At 66.6% G+C, this 16091-nt stretch carries 17 protein-coding genes and 1 tRNA gene; 13 read left to right on the top strand and 5 right to left on the bottom strand.

The window, feature by feature from the left end; translation table 11 throughout:
- The first annotated feature begins 88 nt into the window (after nt 1–88).
- The 4 genes from ACYVGS_RS00680 (at nt 89) to ACYVGS_RS00665 (ending at nt 2356) form a co-directional block, all read left to right on the top strand.
- The gene (locus tag ACYVGS_RS00680) at nt 89–439 is read left to right on the top strand and encodes a hypothetical protein (RefSeq protein WP_460586700.1); all 351 of its coding nucleotides are present in this window, start codon (nt 89–91) and stop codon (nt 437–439) included.
- A 90-nt stretch (nt 440–529) separates the two neighbouring features.
- Nucleotides 530–1063, top strand: a complete 534-nt coding sequence (locus tag ACYVGS_RS00675) for a DUF3833 domain-containing protein (protein ID WP_460586699.1) — start codon at nt 530–532, stop codon at nt 1061–1063.
- Between the two features lie 96 nt (nt 1064–1159).
- The gene (locus ACYVGS_RS00670; RefSeq protein ID WP_460586698.1) at nt 1160–2173 is read left to right on the top strand and encodes a zinc-dependent alcohol dehydrogenase family protein; all 1014 of its coding nucleotides are present in this window, start codon (nt 1160–1162) and stop codon (nt 2171–2173) included.
- 106 nt (nt 2174–2279) lie between these two features.
- Nucleotides 2280–2356, top strand: a tRNA-Arg gene (locus ACYVGS_RS00665).
- Between the two features lie 5 nt (nt 2357–2361).
- Here the strand turns inward: ACYVGS_RS00665 and ACYVGS_RS00660 are convergent.
- From ACYVGS_RS00660 to ACYVGS_RS00650, 3 genes are read right to left on the bottom strand one after another with little or no spacing between them, the layout of a single operon-like run.
- Nucleotides 2362–3915, bottom strand: a complete 1554-nt coding sequence (locus ACYVGS_RS00660; RefSeq protein WP_460586697.1) for a diguanylate cyclase domain-containing protein — start codon at nt 3913–3915, stop codon at nt 2362–2364.
- Nucleotides 3916–3918: 3 nt separating this feature from the next.
- Nucleotides 3919–4362, bottom strand: a complete 444-nt coding sequence (locus ACYVGS_RS00655) for a hypothetical protein (protein WP_460586696.1) — start codon at nt 4360–4362, stop codon at nt 3919–3921.
- On the bottom strand, nt 4359–5543 hold the full coding sequence (locus ACYVGS_RS00650; protein ID WP_460586695.1) for a hypothetical protein: 1185 nt from the start codon (nt 5541–5543) through the stop codon (nt 4359–4361). The genes ACYVGS_RS00655 and ACYVGS_RS00650 overlap by 4 nt, the downstream gene beginning before the upstream one ends.
- A 214-nt stretch (nt 5544–5757) precedes the next feature.
- On the opposite strand from ACYVGS_RS00650, the gene ACYVGS_RS00645 reads away from it, so the two are divergent.
- The 4 genes from ACYVGS_RS00645 (at nt 5758) to ACYVGS_RS00630 (ending at nt 9599) form a co-directional block, all read left to right on the top strand.
- Nucleotides 5758–6183 (top strand): Hsp20/alpha crystallin family protein, encoded by a 426-nt coding sequence (locus tag ACYVGS_RS00645; protein ID WP_460586694.1) that lies wholly within the window; start codon nt 5758–5760, stop codon nt 6181–6183.
- A gap of 118 nt (nt 6184–6301) precedes the next feature.
- Nucleotides 6302–8227 (top strand): transglycosylase SLT domain-containing protein, encoded by a 1926-nt coding sequence (locus tag ACYVGS_RS00640; protein ID WP_460586693.1) that lies wholly within the window; start codon nt 6302–6304, stop codon nt 8225–8227.
- The gene (locus ACYVGS_RS00635) at nt 8228–8938 is read left to right on the top strand and encodes a TIGR04283 family arsenosugar biosynthesis glycosyltransferase (RefSeq protein ID WP_460586692.1); all 711 of its coding nucleotides are present in this window, start codon (nt 8228–8230) and stop codon (nt 8936–8938) included.
- A 1-nt stretch (nt 8939) separates the two neighbouring features.
- Nucleotides 8940–9599: a TIGR04282 family arsenosugar biosynthesis glycosyltransferase gene (locus ACYVGS_RS00630; RefSeq protein ID WP_460586691.1), complete on the top strand. Its 660-nt coding sequence runs from the start codon at nt 8940–8942 to the stop codon at nt 9597–9599.
- Here the strand turns inward: ACYVGS_RS00630 and ACYVGS_RS00625 are convergent.
- Nucleotides 9545–9931: a hypothetical protein gene (locus tag ACYVGS_RS00625; RefSeq protein ID WP_460586690.1), complete on the bottom strand. Its 387-nt coding sequence runs from the start codon at nt 9929–9931 to the stop codon at nt 9545–9547. The genes ACYVGS_RS00630 and ACYVGS_RS00625 overlap by 55 nt on opposite strands.
- A 168-nt stretch (nt 9932–10099) precedes the next feature.
- Nucleotides 10100–10465, bottom strand: coding sequence for a translation initiation factor (locus tag ACYVGS_RS00620; protein ID WP_460586689.1), 366 nt, complete (start codon nt 10463–10465; stop codon nt 10100–10102).
- A gap of 77 nt (nt 10466–10542) precedes the next feature.
- Between ACYVGS_RS00620 and ACYVGS_RS00615 the strand changes: the two genes are divergently transcribed.
- The 5 genes from ACYVGS_RS00615 (at nt 10543) to ACYVGS_RS00595 (ending at nt 16083) form a co-directional block, all read left to right on the top strand.
- Complete coding sequence (locus ACYVGS_RS00615; RefSeq protein ID WP_460586688.1) at nt 10543–10767, top strand: SlyX family protein; 225 nt, start codon at nt 10543–10545, stop codon at nt 10765–10767.
- 120 nt (nt 10768–10887) lie between these two features.
- Complete coding sequence (locus ACYVGS_RS00610) at nt 10888–12123, top strand: acyl-CoA dehydrogenase family protein (RefSeq protein ID WP_460586687.1); 1236 nt, start codon at nt 10888–10890, stop codon at nt 12121–12123.
- Between the two features lie 13 nt (nt 12124–12136).
- On the top strand, nt 12137–13264 hold the full coding sequence (locus tag ACYVGS_RS00605; RefSeq protein WP_460586686.1) for an acyl-CoA dehydrogenase family protein: 1128 nt from the start codon (nt 12137–12139) through the stop codon (nt 13262–13264).
- A 20-nt stretch (nt 13265–13284) separates the two neighbouring features.
- Nucleotides 13285–14994, top strand: a complete 1710-nt coding sequence (locus tag ACYVGS_RS00600) for an amidohydrolase (RefSeq protein WP_460586685.1) — start codon at nt 13285–13287, stop codon at nt 14992–14994.
- An 81-nt stretch (nt 14995–15075) separates the two neighbouring features.
- Complete coding sequence (locus ACYVGS_RS00595) at nt 15076–16083, top strand: hypothetical protein (RefSeq protein WP_460586684.1); 1008 nt, start codon at nt 15076–15078, stop codon at nt 16081–16083.
- The last annotated feature ends 8 nt before the right edge of the window (nt 16084–16091 follow it).

Here is a 16091-nt window from a genome sequence, read left to right as displayed (position 1 = left end):
TTTTTTTGCGTTTCACATTCCTGTCATTCTCCTGTCATACAACTGCGGCACACTCGCGGCGTTTTGCCTCAGAGGATAGCCGACCGCCATGCCACGATTTCTTTGTCTCAGTCTCTTGCTGACCAGCTTTGCGCAGCCGGTGCTGGCGCTGGCCCTGGGTCCGGATGAATTCGCCGCGGCCAGGCGCCTGACCTGCGTGCTGGCGCAGGACTCCCTCGGCTACCTGAGCGAGAATGACTACGCCGAACTCACCGATGAGGTGCTGGGCGAGCTGGAGGGGGCTAGCGGCGACGTGGTCTACGCCAAGGCCCTGGGCTACTTCGACGGGTTGATGTTCGGGATATCGGAACAGGACGACCAGGCGGTGGCCCGGCGCCTGCGCAGCTATCTCGACAGTCACGCCTGCAGCTCCCTGAGCGCAGTGCAATTCCGCTCCTGAGGCGGCTTCCCGCCGCCGCGGCGCGCGGCGGGTGATCCTCCGCGGCATACACTGCGTAAGCTGACAAAGTGTTCATCAATGAGGTGACCCATGCCAGCTTTGCGATGGCTGTCCGCGCTGTTTCTCCTGAGTCTTGCTGCCTGCTCCCCCGTGACCGTCCAGGATTACGCCGGGGAGCAGCCGGCCCTGGTTCCCGAGCGCTTCTTCAACGGGCAGCTGGTCGCTCACGGCGTGATCAAGGATCGCGCCGGTGAGGTCACCCGCCGCTTCGTCGCCGACATCGACGCCAGCTGGGAAAACGGGGTTGGTACCCTGGACGAGTCCTTCACCTTTAACGACGGCAGTACCGATACCCGGATCTGGACCCTGCGGCCCGCGGGTGACGGGCGCTACGTGGGAACCGCCGGTGACGTGGTCGGCCCCGGGGAACTGACCCTCGCCGGCAACGCACTGTTCCTGGACTACGTCCTGCGGGTGCCCTGGCGCGACGGCAGCATCGACCTGCGCATCGATGACCGCATGTATCTGGTCGACGAACAGACGCTGATCAATGAATCGGTGATGTACAAGTTCGGCTTTCGTGTCGGCGAGATCCTGCTGGTGATTCGCCGGCTGGAGCCGTGAGCCGTCGTGTTTCAGTGTCGCTCGGTGCCCGGCGCTTGTCGCCGGCTGTCTGAGCGCCTACATTGACGCTTCACTTTTCAGCAGGAGTTCTCGTCCATGCAGACCATACAGGTAGCGCGTCCCGCCGGTCTCGACCAGCTCAAGCTCGTGCAGGGCGCTTCCGCCCGGGCGCCCGGCCACGGTGAGATCCAGGTCGAGATTCGCGCCAGCTCCCTCAACTTTCACGATTATGCCGTGGTGTCCGGCCTGCTGCCCACCGAGGACGGCCGCATTCCCATGTCCGACGGTGCCGGCGTGGTCACCGCCGTCGGGGAGGGGGTTAGCGAGTTCGCCCCGGGAGACCGGGTCTTGAGCTGCTTTTTCCCCAACTGGCTCGACGGCCCGCCCACGCAGAAGAAAACCACCGGGGTGCCGGGTGACAACGTCGACGGTTTTGCCAGCGAAGTGGTCACCATGCCCGCCCAGGGCTTCACTCGCATGCCCGAGGGCCTGGATTTCCATGAGGCGGCCACATTGAGCTGTGCCGGGCTGACCGCCTGGCGGGCACTGGCGGTGGAGACACACCTGCGCCCGGGTGACTGGGTGCTGGTGCAGGGCTCCGGCGGGGTGTCGGTATTTGCGCTGCAGTTCGCCCGCCAGATGGGCTGTCGGGTGATCGCTACATCGTCCTCGGACGAGAAGCTGGCCCGCCTGGAGTCCCTGGGCGCCGAGGCCCTGATCAACTACCGGGAGACGCCCGCGTGGGGGGCTCGTGTGCGGGAACTGACCGGTGGCCACGGTGCCGACCTGGTGGTGGAAGTCGGCGGCTCTGGTACCGTGGCGCAATCGGTCAAGGCCGTGGCCTACGATGGCTGCATCAGCATGATCGGGGTGCTGACGGGGATGTCCGGTGAGGTGCCCACCGCCGAGCTGTTCTACCGAAATGCCCGCATTCACGGCATCACCGTGGGCAGTCGCGCACATCAGGAAGACATGATTGCCGCGGTGGAGGCGGGCGGCATTCGTCCGGTTGTGGACAGCCGCTACCCCCTGGCGCAGCTGGCGGAGGCCTTCCGTCACCAGGAGTCACAGACCCACTTCGGCAAGATCTGCGTGGATATTCCCGGCTGATCACAGCCGCCGCCGAGTGCCGCGCCCGGCCAAGCTGGCACAGGTGCTTACGCGCGCCTGCAAGGTGCCATCAGGCTTGTCGGGCTGCTATACTCGCGGCCCTGTTGCCCCCGTAGCTCAGTTGAATAGAGCGATCCCCTCCTAAGGGATAGGTCCCAGGTTTGAGTCCTGGCGGGGGCACCAGCCTACTAATTTTCCGCCACGCAGTAGCGGTTACGGCCTTCCCGCTTGGCCCGGTACATGGCTTCATCTGCGTGCTTGAGCAGCGCCGTGCCACTGACCGTACCCAGGCGGCCACTGGCGATACCGATGCTCGCGCCGACATGGATGCGGTGTTCGCCGACGGCAATCGGGCGATTGACCGCCTCGATAATATGGCCGGCGATGGCGGTCAATCGCTCGCTGGATACTTCCCCTGGCAGCAGTACGGCAAACTCGTCGCCGCCGAGCCTGGCGACACTGTCTCCGCTCTTGAGTTGACGCTGTATCCGTCGTGCCACGGCCCGCAGTACTTCATCACCGGCGTCGTGACCGTACTGGTCGTTTGCCGCTTTGAACAGGTCCAGGTCGAGCATCAGCACGTGCTGCCAGTCGCCTTCCGCGTGCTGTGCCGCCTGCTGCTCCAGCGCCTGGTTGAAGCCCAGCCGGTTCAGGCAGCCGGTCAGGGCCAGGGTCTCGGCGGCCCGCTGGGCTTGGCGTTGTTCCGTGACGTCGTTGGCGATGCCCTGGTATTGCCCGGGGGACAGGGGAGTGAGGGTCACGCTGATCCAGCGAAGCCCGGTGGCCAGCTCGACAGGGATCTCGCCGCGGACTTCTCGCTGCTCCTCCGATACCCGATTCAGCAGCGACATCATCGCGGTGGCGGCGTCGCGGGGAAGCTCGCTCAGTAAAATACTCGCCGGTGCCGCCTTGCCATCGTCGCGTGTCGGGCTGCCCTGAAACAGGCGTACAAAAGCCGGGTTCCAGGAGACCACATGCCCGCCGATGTCCAGCTGGAAAATCCCGCTCTGTGCATTGTCCAAGATCGCCCGCAGCCGGCGCTCCTCACGCTCGCGCAGGTTGCGTTCACTGCGCTCCCTGCCCAGCATGTCCACCAGGCGGTTGAGAATCCGGTTGATGTCATCCACCAGCCGGCCCAGCTCGTCCTCCCGGTGGCTCGCCGGCGCGGGTACCTGCTCCCCGGTTTCGATGTTCAGGCGGTGCAGGCGCGAGGAAATGCGGGCAATCGGGTGGACCACCAGGAACAGCACGGCGAGGGCTGCGCTGACAGCTGTCGCGGCCAGAAGGGACAGAAAAAGGACGCCGGCAAAGCGCAACTGCCCATACAGGAGGACCGCCATGGCCTCGTGGTCCGGTAGCACGACAACGCGTCCCACAGGGTCCGCGCTGTCGAAGGGCGAGTGCAGCAGGCTCACCCGACTGGTGCTGTCACTGGCAATCTTTGGTGCCCCGGCCAGGAGCGTATCCCCCGCGTAGATGGCGACCTTGTCGATCAGGGCGTTGCCCGCGAGGCCGCGGGCGACCTCCTCGGCGAGGATGGCGTCTTCCAGGAACACCGCCAGCCGCAGGGTGTTGTCCACGGTTGTCAGCAGGTCGGTGATGGATTGTTCGTACTGCGCCTGGTCGCGCTCACTCAGTACCTTTCCCGCCACACTGATGACCCCGAGCCCAACCGCTGAGACCACGGCGATGATTGTCAGGGTCGTGCGCAGGGCGATATTGCGGCGCAGGCGCGGGAGCATGCTTCAGTCACCCAGCAGGTGGACGATCTTGACCCGCTCGTCCACCTGACTCCTGTCGAGATAGCCGACCGCTCCGGGATTGTTGGCCACCACGTCGATCAGCTGCCTGGCGGCGGGCAGGCGCCGGGGCGGGGAGGCGCGCCCCGAGAACACCAGGCGCGCCCAGTAGGAGCGCAATTCCGCCGGTGTCTTGTCCACCAGCTTGCGGTAAAAAGACTCGCTGCTGTCAGCCAGGTCCAGGGGAAAGGCTGGCTGGCCATCGGGAAACTGCTGGTAGCGTCCCATGAAGATATTGATCAGGTCGGCTCGGCTGAGGTGGTCGAAGGTCGTATCGGGGTGCACCACGACGACCAGCTCTTCCGCCAGGCCCGGCGTAGGCGCGCTGGGCACGGCCAACAGGCAAACCAGCAGGCAAAAGCCGAAGACTCGGGGCCAGCGGCGGCTCAAAACACCATCTCCAGGGTTGCCGAGATCAGGGTGCTGTGGCCATCCCAGCCGCTTTTGCCGACCACATAATAGCCGCCGCGGGGATCATCAGCGTGCACCCGGTCCAGCTGCAATTTGGCGGCGACACCGTCGACGATGTCCCAGCGCAGACCGAGGAAGCTGGTCCGTTGCTCGATATTGTTCGCCCGCAATGCGGCGTGCAGGGGACTGCCGGGCGGCAAGACCGCGGGCACATCGGTGTCGCGGGTATCCGAGCTGGCAAGACCGGCGTAGGGGGTCACGCTGCCCAGCCGGTATCCCACAAGCGCCATGATGTTGAAGCCTTCCGGAACGATTCGAGTGTCACTTTCACGCTGGGCCAGGCGTAGTTCGGCGGTGAGGGAACCGGGGTTCCAGTGAGCTTCCAGAGCCCAATTGGTTATGCGGCTGTCAGCCAGAGGCAGTCTGTCGGCAATCGCCAGTAGCTCGGGAAGCTCCGTGGCGAGAAGCGCGTCCTGCAGGGCTTGAATGGTCGCCAATTCCTTGTCCAGTCGGGTGTTTATGACACCGCCGCGGAACTGCCAGTCGCCCACCTGGTAGAGCAGGTAGCCGCCCAGATTGAGGCTGCCGCTGCCATCGTATTCGCCCCAGGGGTCGACCACCCGCTTTTCATTGGCCTGGCCCGCCAGCAGCTTGGCGGTGAGCAGGCCGCCGCCCAGCGGGCGCCGCCAGGTGACATCGAGACCGTCCAGGTATTCGAGCTCGAGCACGCCAAAATACTCGATCGGGGGCCGCACGGGCAGGTGGGCATAGCCGACATGCCGGGAGTCCGAGCCAATGTAGGCATCAAAGCCGAGACGCCCGCCGCGGATCTCCCAGCTGGCACTCGGTTGGAAGCGCGCAAAGGCGAGGGTCACTTGCGGGCGGTAGCCATGGTAGTAATGGCTGGTCACGCCCTGGAGTACCACCTCCCAGTGCTCCGCGGGGGACCAGTTCAACTGCAGACCCAGGTTGGAGTCGGGCCGGCTGCTCCAGCCCTCCCGGGCGCCGCGGGGCTGCTCGAGGCTGCGGATGAAGACGAAGTCGTCCGGGTTGTAGACCACACCCAGGGTGGCAAAACCACTGACCTCGATGGTGTCCGCCTTCACCAGGCTGGCCCCGAGCAGGGCGAGTGCGAAGGTGAGTGTCCTTGAGAATGCCAATCGCCCCCCTGAGAGCAGGCTCTGGGCCTGCAAAAAACCGGTACTTCGGAATCGTGGCACAAGCGATGGCGGGAGGCCAGCCTACAGTTGTGGATTCTCCACATTGATCTGCATCAAGAAAAGCGCACGCCGAGGGGGCGGTGCTTGAAAAAGAGCGAGGCCAGACCCATAACTGCAACAGGTTTCATGGGCAACTACCTTGAAGGAGGTCATCATGTCACTGATTCCACGCAACAGCCTGTTCGACCTGGATCGCTTCTTCGACGATTTCTGGGCACCCGCTGGTGAGAACAACACCATGGGAACCTTTTTCTCCCCGCGGGTGGATATCCGCGACCGCGACGATCACTTCGAGATTTCCGCGGAGCTACCGGGGGTGAACAAGGAGGATATCCATGTGCACCTCAAGGATGGCGTGCTGACTCTGGAGGCCGAGAGCCGTCAGGAGGACAAAGAAGAGAAGGAGGGCCGGGTGATTCGGCAGGAGCGTCGCTACGGTAAATTCCTGCGCAGCTTCAACCTCGGCGGCAACGTCAGCGAGGATGCCATCCAGGCCAGTTTCAAGGATGGGGTCCTGAGGCTGCAGGCACCCAAGGTGCGGGAGCAGGCCCCGGAGCGCCGGCGTATCGAGGTGCAATAGAACGGCGCCAGGACATGGCGGAGTAGTTGCAAAACAGCCGGCTTGCCCTCAGTCTATGGGCCTCGCCACCGGGTGCTGACCCGGCCGGACACTCCCACACGGACTGAGGGTAATCCCCTTGCGCTCAAGCGGCCTGTTACTGTCTTGCCTGCTGTTTCTGGCGGTCCTGCTGCCGCCAGCTGCCCTGGCACAGGGCGATGCAACCCTGGAACGCCAGCGGCAGGCCTACCGCCTGGCCCGGGAGGCCGCGGGTGACCGCGACTGGGCCACTTTTCGCCGACAGCGGGCCGCCCTGGACGACTACCCGCTGGCCATCTATCTGGATTATCTGGCCCTCAGCGCCGACTTGGCGGGGCTGCAGCCCGCTGTCGCGACGGATTTCCTCCAGCGCAGTCGCGGCTCGGCACTGCCCAACCGGCTGCTCTCGCGCTACCTGGACACCCTGGGCCGCCGCGAGCGCTGGGCGGATTTCCTGGCCGTGATGCCACGGGAACCCAACAGTATCGACCTCAAGTGCTACTACTTCCGCGCCCACTGGGCAGGGGGAGACCGGGCACTTGCACGCGCTGGAGCCGCGAGCCTCTGGGTACACGGCGAGTCGCGTCCCAAGGCCTGCGACCCCCTGTTTGCGGCCTGGATGCGCGCGGGTGGACTCACGGATGAACACGTCTGGTCGCGGCTGCTGGCTGCCTTCGATGCCCGCGAACGCGGTCTGCTCAACTACGTCGTGAGCAAGTCCAGCGCCGAGCTGCGACGCGATGCAGAGCGCCTGCGCGCTGTCTATGCCCAGCCCGACCGGCTGCGCAGCCTGGTGCCCGCGGCGGCGGATACCCGCACGGCCGATACCGTCGCTCGCGGCATCGCCTACCTGGCTCGCTACCGCGAGCGGGAAGCGCTCCAGGCCTGGCAGGCCTACCGGCGGGAAATGGCGTTTTCCCCGGAACAGGTGCAGCTGGCGGAGTCCGCGCTGGCCTGGCGCAGCCTGTTTGCCCGTTCTCGCGCCAACCTGGCGTGGCTCGATGAAGCGCTGGACCGCCTGGGGGACGACAATATTGTCGAGCTGCGTTTGCGCTGGGCGATTGCCGAGCAGGACTGGGCCGCGGTCGCAGGCGCCCTGGATAGTCTGTCGGAGAGCGCGCGCAACGAACCGACCTGGCGTTACTGGCGAGCCCGCACACTGGCGGCCTCCGGGCAGCAGGCAGAGGCGGACGCGCTGCTGGAAACCCTGGCCGGCGAGCGCGACTTTCACGGCTTCCTGGCGGCCCAGCGCCTCGGGCGGGAACCCGGGCTGCAGCACCGGCGCCTGGAGGCGCCGGCACCCCTGGCCGCGAGTCTCGAACCGGGGCTCGCGCGGGTTCGCGAGCTGCTCTATCACGACGAGGTCATGCTGGCCCACTCGGAGTGGGCGGCCCTGCTTCAGTTGGCCCCCGCAGAGCAGCTGCTTACCCTCGGCTATATGGCGAGCGAGCGCGGCTGGCACCGCATGGCAATCGAAGCGGCCAGCCAGGCCAGCGCCTGGGACCTGCTCGACCTGCGCTTCCCGCTGGCCTGGCGTGACACCTTTGCGCGCTATGGTGAACTTCGCGGTGTGCCCGGCAGCGAGCTGATGGCCATCGCCCGGCGCGAGAGTGCCTTTTTCCCCCGCTCCCGCTCGCCGGTCGGGGCCCGGGGGCTGATGCAGGTGATGCCGGCAACAGCGGCCCAGGTGGCCCGCCGGCTGGGTGTGCGTCACAGCGAGAGTGCGCTCTACGACGTCGATCACAACGTCATGCTGGCCAGTGCCTATTACCGCGAACTGCTGGATCGCTACGCCGGCAATCGCGTATTTGCCATGGCGGCCTACAACGCGGGGCCGGCGCGGGTGGCCCGTTGGCGCAATGGTGTCGACAAGCAGGTCCCGGTGGACGTCTGGATCGAGAGCATTCCCTTCCGGGAGACCCGCAATTACGTCAAAAACGTGCTCGCCTACAACCTGATCTTCCGCCGTCTGGCCGGGGAGGAGGGGACCCTGCTCAGCGAGCAGGAATGGCGGCAGTCCTACTAGATGGCCCACGCTAGCCCCGGGACTCTCCGCGACGATTCCGTCCTGAGCTTCGTGATACCGATGCTCAATGAGGCCGCGAATATCGGCGTGACGCTGGCCTGGCTGGCGGAGCACTTTCCCGGGGCTCAGCGGATTGTGGTGGACGGTGGCAGTGGCGACGGCAGCGTTGCCGCGGCGCTGCCCCTGGCCACGGAGGTGCTGATCGGGGAGCGTGGCCGGGCACGGCAGATGGACCTGGGCGCCCGGGTTGCCCGCGGCGAGTGGCTGCTGTTCCTCCACGCGGATACCCGTCCACTGTTTTCAGAGCACCAGTTGCGGGCCTCGCTGGTGTCCGGCGCCCAGTGGGGCTTCTGCCGGGTCGAGCTGGCCGGGGCAGGGCCGGGGTTGAAGCTGGTGCAGGCGGGAATCAATCTGCGTTCGCGGGCCAGTGGCATCGGTACCGGCGACCAGATGCTGTGGATTCGCCGGGATGTGTACCGGTCACAGGGCGGCTTTGCGGGCATTCCCCTCATGGAGGATGTCGAGCTGTGTCGTCGTCTGCGCCGCCACTGCCCGCCCCGGGTCCTGCCCCTGCGGGTCAGCACCTCGGCGCGCCGATGGCGGGAGCGCGGCGTGATGCGGACCGTGCTGGAGATGTGGGGCCTGCGTCTGGCCTTTTTCTGCGGGGTCTCACCGCAGCGGCTCCATTCCCTCTATTACGGGCGCCGCTAGGATGTCGGCACTGTTGATCCAGTTCGCCCGGGCCCCGCAACCCGGTGCCGTGAAAACCCGCCTGATTCCGTCCCTGGGCGCGGAGGGTGCCTGCAATCTCCATCAGGCCCTGGTGCGCCACACCTGTCAGCAGCTGCTGCAGGTGCCCCAGGCGCGGGTGCAATTGTGGGTGGCCGGGGACACCGGCCATGCGCTGTTCACCGACTGCCTGGCCGCTGGCGTCGAGTCGGTGCATGCCCAGCGGGGGGCGGACCTGGGCGCGCGGATGGCTGCCGCCTTGCGAGAGGGGCTGGCCAGTGCGCCGCGTGTCTTGCTGGTGGGCAGCGACTGTCCCGGCCTCGACCCGGCCTTTCTGGGACAGGCCCTGGCGCGCCTGGAAGACTGCCCGGTGGTGCTCGGCCCGGCGCGCGATGGCGGCTATGTCCTGGTTGGAAGCCGTCAGCCGGTGGATGCGCTGTTCGATGGGGTTCCCTGGGGGAGTGGCAGGGTACTGGCGCGCAGCTTGATCAATGCCCGCGAGGCGGGTTGGGAGGTGGGTCTGCTGCCGGAGCGCGTGGATATCGATCGGCCGGAGGATCTGCTGTACTGCCCATCGCAGCTGCTGCGTCAGGCGGAAATGACTTCCCGGGGGACAGCCGACTGCTCGACACGGGAGCGCTGATAGAGCAGCCAGGCAATCGCGGTGCAATAGCCGAGGTTGGTTTGCAGTTCGCGGTCGGGGTTGGCGAGAAAGGCGCGCTGACTGGCTAGCCCGCGCACACGGCTGGCGAGGTCGGGCTGGAAGGCCAGGTAGCGGTCCCAGATGTCGCGGTGCTGTGCGGGGGTGATGCGAAACAGGCCCAGTCCTTCCGGGCGATGGGAAAAAAGCCCCAGTTCAGGCGCCTCGTGCAGGGCTTGCAGCAGGGTATCCTCGGCATCGGACGTCCACATTTCCAGGTATTCCAGGGCTGGACGGATGACCTGCTCTCTCAGTTGCTCGCTGCTGGCATACATGGCCCTCTACCTCTCGGGAAGGATCGGGCGCGGTTTCACTCCACTGCCATCTTGTTGTCGTACGCCCGACCAAAGCGTGCCTCACTTTTAGCACGACTTGCCGGGGTTTTCCCATCAAAAGAGCAGCTTACAGCAGAGATTTGAGAACTATTCCCGCTTTTTGCCGCTTCATCCGCCGGCCAGCTTGACCCGGTAACCGCGCGACTCCAGTTCGCCCTTGAGCAGTTCCCGCTGATCGCCCTGTATCTCGATACTGTCCTGTTTGACCGCACCCCCGGTACCGCAGCGTTGCTTGAGCTGTTTGGCCAGTGCCTTCAGCTCGCTGCCGGTCAGGGGCAGGCCGCGTACCACCGTCACCGATTTTCCGCCGCGGCCCTTGCTCTCCCGATGCAGACGGACAATGCCGTCGCCACTGTCCGGCCGGCTCTCGGCGCGGCAGACGCAGTCGTCGACGGGGCGCTGACAGGCGGGACAGTGGCGGCCGCCGTCGGTGGAGTAGACGCGGCGGCTGTTAGCGGATTGGGCAGGGGACATGGCAACTTCCGGTCATTGAGCGCAGCGGAGGAGTATATTAGCCTGCCCGCTCCCTGAGAACCGCAACGAGGTAAACCGTGAGCCTAGGCCCGGATGTACAGGCCCAGCTGGAAGATCTGCAGAGCAGACTGGCCTTCCAGGACGACACCCTGCAGACCCTGCAGGACGCCCTGGCCGAGCAGCAACAGCTGGTGCTGCGTCTGCAGCGCCGGCTGCTCGCTCTCGAGTCTCGCCTGGAGGAGGGCAGCTTGTTCGACCAGCTGCCCGGCGACCCGGCGGCGGAAGTGCCCCCCCACTATTGAAGCCGACTCTCGCTGCACGCGCGCCTGCCACTTGTCGCGCCGGGCCTGTCTGGCCACAATTGCCCCGGCGTAAGCAGCGAACACATTGGCCCGGATAACAGAGAAAGAGGAACACGACGCATGTCTGAAGATGCCCGCAAGGATACCCCCGAACAGGCCGAATTCCGCGCCTGGTGCCGGCAGTGGCTGGCGGAGAACAGCCCCGCTGAACCGCCGGTCCGCCTGCCGCAGACGCCCCTGGAGATCATGACCCGTGAACAGCTGGACTACCTGCAGGCCTGGCAGAAGGCCGCCTATGAGGCGGGCCTGGTGGGTTGTGACTATCCCGTCGAGGTTGGTGGGGGCGGTCGCAAGGACTGCCAGCGTGTCGCCAACGAGGAAATGCAGGCGGCCCGGACGCCGTTTTTCCCCAATGTCATCGGCCTCGGCATGGCGGCGCCCACGGTGTTCTACCACGCCCAGGAGGCGGTGAAGCAGGAGTTGCTGCCCCGGCTGTTTTCCGGCGAGGACATCTGGTGCCAGGGTTTCAGTGAGCCCGGTGCCGGCTCCGACCTCGCCAGTGTGCAGACCTTTGCCGAAAAGCGGGGCGACAAGTGGATCATCAACGGCCACAAGGTGTGGACCTCCCTGGCGCATTTCGCCGAGTGGATGATCATCCTGCTGCGCACCGACAAATCCCACAAGTACGATGGCCTGTCCTATTTCGTGGTCCCGATTCGCGCGGCCCTGGGCAAGGGCGTCACCGTGCGGCCGCTGATCAAGATCACCGGGGAGACCGGCTTTAACGAGGTGATCTTCGACAATCTCGAGGTGGATGACCGCTACCGCCTGGATGAGCTGGGCAAGGGCTGGCAGGTAGCCATGACCACGCTGCTGCACGAGCGCGGCGCCGGCGAGCTGAAAACGCCCCAGGCCGGCGGCATGAAGAATCGCTCCGCCCACACCATTTCCGCCAGCGCGGTGATGGACCTGGCGAAGAACATCCAGCGCGAGGGCCGGGCGGCGTCAGCCGACCCGCTGTTGCGCGACAGGTTGATGGCGCTGCTGATCCGCGAGCAGGGCTTTCGCCAGAACCAGCGCCGCCAGCGGGTGCAGGCACTCCTGGACCACCCCATGCGGCTGCCCCTGCAGCACAAGCTGGTCATCAGCGAGTTGGCCCAGGACCTGGCGGCCCTGGCGGTCGACGTCGAGGGCATGGGCTCGACCCTGTACCTGGCCGACGACAAGGCCCCCGCCGGCGGCCAGTGGCCGCTGTCCTACCTGAACTCCTACGGCATGACCATCGCCGCGGGCACCAGTGAGATCCAGCGAAATATTCTCGGCGAGCGCGTGCTCGGCATGCCGAAGAGCAAGTGAGGAGGAGGGCGACATGACACAACCCAATAATTTCGGTTTCGGCGAAGAGGCGGCCCTGCTCAAGGAATCCGCGCGCAAGTTTTTCAGTGAACACTTTGGTGCCGACCGGCTGCACGCCCTGGTCGCCGCGGAGCACGATCCCGAGCGGGTGCCCGCGTGCCAGTGGGACCGGGAGCTCTGGCAACAGATGGTGGATCTGGGCTGGACCCTGCTGGCGGTGCCGGAGTCCGCGGGTGGCGTCGGCATGCCGGTGGCGGCGGTGGCGGGCCTGGTGGAAGAGGTGGGACGCGCGGCCTTCCCCTGCCCCCTGCTCAGCACGCTGGCAACCACCTATGTCCTCGGCGCCTGTGGCGAGGCGGGCAGTGAAGCCCTGGCGGAAATCGCCGAGGGGCAGGCGGCGACGCTGGTGCTGGCCAACCGCCAGGGCGACCAGCGTCCGGGGGACAGTGAAGTGGAGTATCGCGACGGGGCCCTGTACGGCACTGGCTGGTTTGTCCAGGAACTGGGCAAGGTCGATCGCCTGCTGGTCTGCGCCCGCCACAGCGGTGGCCTGGGCCTGTACTGGGTGGACAAGTCAGCGCAGGGCGTCAGCTGCCACGCCGACGCGATTGTCGATCTGACCCGCGACCAGGGGCATGTGGACTTCCAGGGCGCGGCCGCGACGGCGGTTGCCGACAATGCGTTACCCGCGCTGGATCGCGCCATGCCGGCGGTCTGGAGCCTGCTGGCCGCGGACATGGTCGGCGCCGGTGAGTGGCTGCTGCAGACCACGGTCGAGTATGTGAACACCCGCAAGCAGTTCGATCACACCCTCGGATTCTTCCAGGCGGTCAAGCACCCCCTGGTCAATGTGATGATCCAGATCGACGAGGCCAAATCACTGGTCTACAACGCCGCCTGTGCCTGTGACACCGAAGTCGAGAAGGCCGGTCAGTACGCTCACATGGCCAAGGCCAGTGCCAGTGACATGGCCGCCTTTGCCAGCAGCCGCGCCGTGCAGTACCACGGTGGCATCGGCTTCACCTGGGAGTGCTATGTGCACCTCTACTTCAAGCGGCAGAAGCACTCGCAGATGCTCTGGGGCGATGCCCGCTGGCACCGTGCACAGCTGGCTGAGCTGTTGCTCGGCAGCGCCGCCTGAAGGCAGGGGGGCTTTCGCGCATGAGCTGGAAAACCGTCACCCTGGTCGCGCTGGCGCTGCTGGCAGGTTTATTCACCCTGTTCCAGATGGCCACCCGGCTGCCGGAGCCACCTGCCCACCAGGTGTTTATCAATGGTGAGGTGCTCACCATGAATGCCGACAACCCGGTGGTGGAGGCCGTGTCCGTGCGCGGTGAGCGCATCGAGGCGGTGGGCAGCAGCGACGCCATCATGGCCCTGGTGGACGAGCAGACCGAGGTGATCGATCTGCGGGGCCGCACCCTGCTGCCCGGCTTTATCGATGCCCACGGCCACTTCCCGGGCTCCGGCCTGCGGGCCGTGGCGGTGGACTTGAGCAGCCCCCCCGTGGGCAGCGTGACGCGCATGGAGGAGCTGCTGCAGCGCTTGCGGGAGGTGGCCGAGCGCACACCGGAGGGGGAGTGGGTCAGTGGCTTCGGCTATGATGACACTCTGCTCGCGGAGCAGCGCCACCCGACCCGGGCGGAACTGGACAGTGTGTCGACCGAGCATCCGATCGGCCTGCTGCACGTCTCCGGGCACATGGTCGTGGCCAACAGTCCGGCCCTGGCGGCGGTGGGGATCGACGCCGACACGCCGGACCCCGAAGGCGGCGTGATTGCCCGCGATCCGGTCTCGGGTGAGCCCACCGGTCTGCTGGAGGAGAGCGCCCGCCTCGGGGTTGCCGCCGCGATGCTGGATGTCGGTGTCATGGACATGCTGCGCATGGTGAAGCTGGCCAGTCGGGAGTACCTGGCCCAGGGGGTCACCACCGCGCAGATCGGCGGTGCCGATCCGCGCACTGTCACCGGCATGCACTGGGTCACCCGGCTGGGCATGCTGCCACTGCGGCTGGAAGTCTTTCCGATGGAGAGCGAGTTCCGCGAGCTGATGCGCTCGGGGGAGTACGACCCCGCGGATTATCAGACCGAACGCCTGGATATGGGGGCCGTGAAGATCATCGCCGACGGCAGCATCCAGGGCTACACCGGCTACCTGCGCCAGCCCTACCACAGCCCCTTCCACGGCGATGCCGAGTACCGGGGCTACCCGGCGGTGCTGCGGGAAAAACTGTTCGAGCAGATAGCCTGGCTGCATGCGGCCGGCTACCAGATGGCGGTACACGGCAACGGCGATGCCGCCATCGACGATATCCTGGATGCTTTTGCCGCCGCCCAGCGGGCCCACCCGGTGGAGGACCCGCGTTTGATTCTGATTCACTCCCAGATGCTGCGGCAGGACCAGGTGCAGCGGATGGCGGAGCTGGGTGTGACCCCGAGCTTTTTCGCCGCCCACACCTGGTACTGGGGCGATCGTCACCGGGATATCTTCCTCGGCCCGGAACGCGCGTCGCGCATTAGCCCGGCGGCCTGGGCCAAGGCGGCCGGCTTGCGCTTCAGCTCCCACATGGACACGCCGGTCACCCCCATGCTGCCCCTGCAGGCCGCCTGGAGCCTGGTGTTCCGGGAGACCTTCGGGGGCGACGTGCTCGGCCCCGAACAGCGGGTGGATGTGATGACCGCCCTGCGCGCGGTGACCATCGACGCCGCCTGGCAGATCTTCCAGGCTGACGAGCGGGGCTCCCTGGAACCCGGCAAGCTGGCCGACCTGGTCTTGCTGTCGGGCAGCCCGCTGGAGGACCCCTATCGCATGCGCGAGCTCGAGGTCGAGGGCACCTGGGTCGGCGGGGCCCGCGTTTATCGGCGGCCCTGAGCCCGGCGCTCCCGCCGGGACTGGACAGCGGGCCCCCGCCTGCGTTTATGATGCCCGGGGCGAACCACTGTGTACGGGACCATGATGCCATCCAGCGCGGGACAGACACCGCTGTACGATGCCGATGATCTGCTGCTTTACGCGTCCTCGCCTTTTGCGTTCTGGATGGAGCGCCGGCGGCTGGAGGCGGGTGCGGGGCAGGGACCGGAACCGGACCCAGGAGCCGCGCCACCGGTTTCCTCGGTGTTCTCCCAGGCGGAGCTGCGCGAGCAGTTGCAAGGTTCGGTGGTGGTGGTCGAGCGCGGCCAGCCCGAGCCCCAGCGGCGCCAGGCCACGCTGCAGGCCCTGCGCGCCGGGATCGACTGGGTGATCGACGGCCAGTTGGCCGACCGCGGTTTTTCCATGCCCTGCAACCTCTTGCGCCGGGACAGCGAGGGCGCAGCAGAAGGTCAGCCGCGCTACCTGCCCTGTGTCACCCAGCCCCTGGCCCGGGCGGAGGCCAGGGTTCACCTCTGCCTGGCGGCGGAATTGCTCACGGGCATATTCGGGGAGCCGCCGGGGCAACTGCTGCTGATGCGTGGTAGCCAGTTGCAACAGGCCTGGCTGACCGCGGACTGGCTGCCGCTCTTCCAGGGCTTTCTGCGCCGTTTTCTCGCCGACCAGGCGGCCTTCGACCCCGCGAGCCCTCCGGACCCGACACGCAGTCTGAGCTATGGCCGCTGGCACGAGGAAGCCAGGCGTCAGGCGCAGCGTCGACCCGGGGCCAGCCCCTCCGAAGAGCCTGTCGCGGCGGCGGTCGTGGCGCTCACAAGCGAAAGCGGTGGCGACCCGGATCCGCAGGTAACGCAGGATCCGCAGGACCTGCCAGTTCCGCAAGTCTCGGAGGTCTCGGAGGTCCCGGAGGTTTCTCTGCCCGCGAGTCCGGTGCCGTGGCCCGCGGCGGCAAACCCTGTGAAGGGACATCCCCTGGATACACCCGGCTTCAATATTCTGGAGACCCGCAGCCGGCAGCGCGACAAGGGCCAGCCCGCGCGAACCGCCTCGCCCCTGAGCCCGGTCCTGAATACCCGCGACAGCGCCGACGACTGAGGCCTGCG

Source organism: Haliea atlantica, from assembly GCF_054779855.1.
The sequence above is the reverse complement of the archived record's forward strand: the minus strand, read 5'-3'. Positions and strand labels throughout refer to the sequence as shown.

What these genes read in the sequence shown, in the direction of transcription:
- ACYVGS_RS00680 (WP_460586700.1), top strand. Translation starts at nt 89, where the DNA reads ATGCCACGATTTCTTTGTCTCAGTCTCTTGCTGACCAGCTTTGCGCAG.
- ACYVGS_RS00675 (WP_460586699.1), top strand. Translation starts at nt 530, where the DNA reads ATGCCAGCTTTGCGATGGCTGTCCGCGCTGTTTCTCCTGAGTCTTGCT.
- ACYVGS_RS00670 (WP_460586698.1), top strand. Translation starts at nt 1,160, where the DNA reads ATGCAGACCATACAGGTAGCGCGTCCCGCCGGTCTCGACCAGCTCAAG.
- ACYVGS_RS00660 (WP_460586697.1), bottom strand. Translation starts at nt 3,915, where the DNA reads ATGCTCCCGCGCCTGCGCCGCAATATCGCCCTGCGCACGACCCTGACA.
- ACYVGS_RS00645 (WP_460586694.1), top strand. Translation starts at nt 5,758, where the DNA reads ATGTCACTGATTCCACGCAACAGCCTGTTCGACCTGGATCGCTTCTTC.
- ACYVGS_RS00635 (WP_460586692.1), top strand. Translation starts at nt 8,228, where the DNA reads ATGGCCCACGCTAGCCCCGGGACTCTCCGCGACGATTCCGTCCTGAGC.
- ACYVGS_RS00630 (WP_460586691.1), top strand. Translation starts at nt 8,940, where the DNA reads ATGTCGGCACTGTTGATCCAGTTCGCCCGGGCCCCGCAACCCGGTGCC.
- ACYVGS_RS00625 (WP_460586690.1), bottom strand. Translation starts at nt 9,931, where the DNA reads ATGTATGCCAGCAGCGAGCAACTGAGAGAGCAGGTCATCCGTCCAGCC.
- ACYVGS_RS00620 (WP_460586689.1), bottom strand. Translation starts at nt 10,465, where the DNA reads ATGTCCCCTGCCCAATCCGCTAACAGCCGCCGCGTCTACTCCACCGAC.
- ACYVGS_RS00610 (WP_460586687.1), top strand. Translation starts at nt 10,888, where the DNA reads ATGTCTGAAGATGCCCGCAAGGATACCCCCGAACAGGCCGAATTCCGC.
- ACYVGS_RS00605 (WP_460586686.1), top strand. Translation starts at nt 12,137, where the DNA reads ATGACACAACCCAATAATTTCGGTTTCGGCGAAGAGGCGGCCCTGCTC.
- ACYVGS_RS00600 (WP_460586685.1), top strand. Translation starts at nt 13,285, where the DNA reads ATGAGCTGGAAAACCGTCACCCTGGTCGCGCTGGCGCTGCTGGCAGGT.
- ACYVGS_RS00595 (WP_460586684.1), top strand. Translation starts at nt 15,076, where the DNA reads ATGATGCCATCCAGCGCGGGACAGACACCGCTGTACGATGCCGATGAT.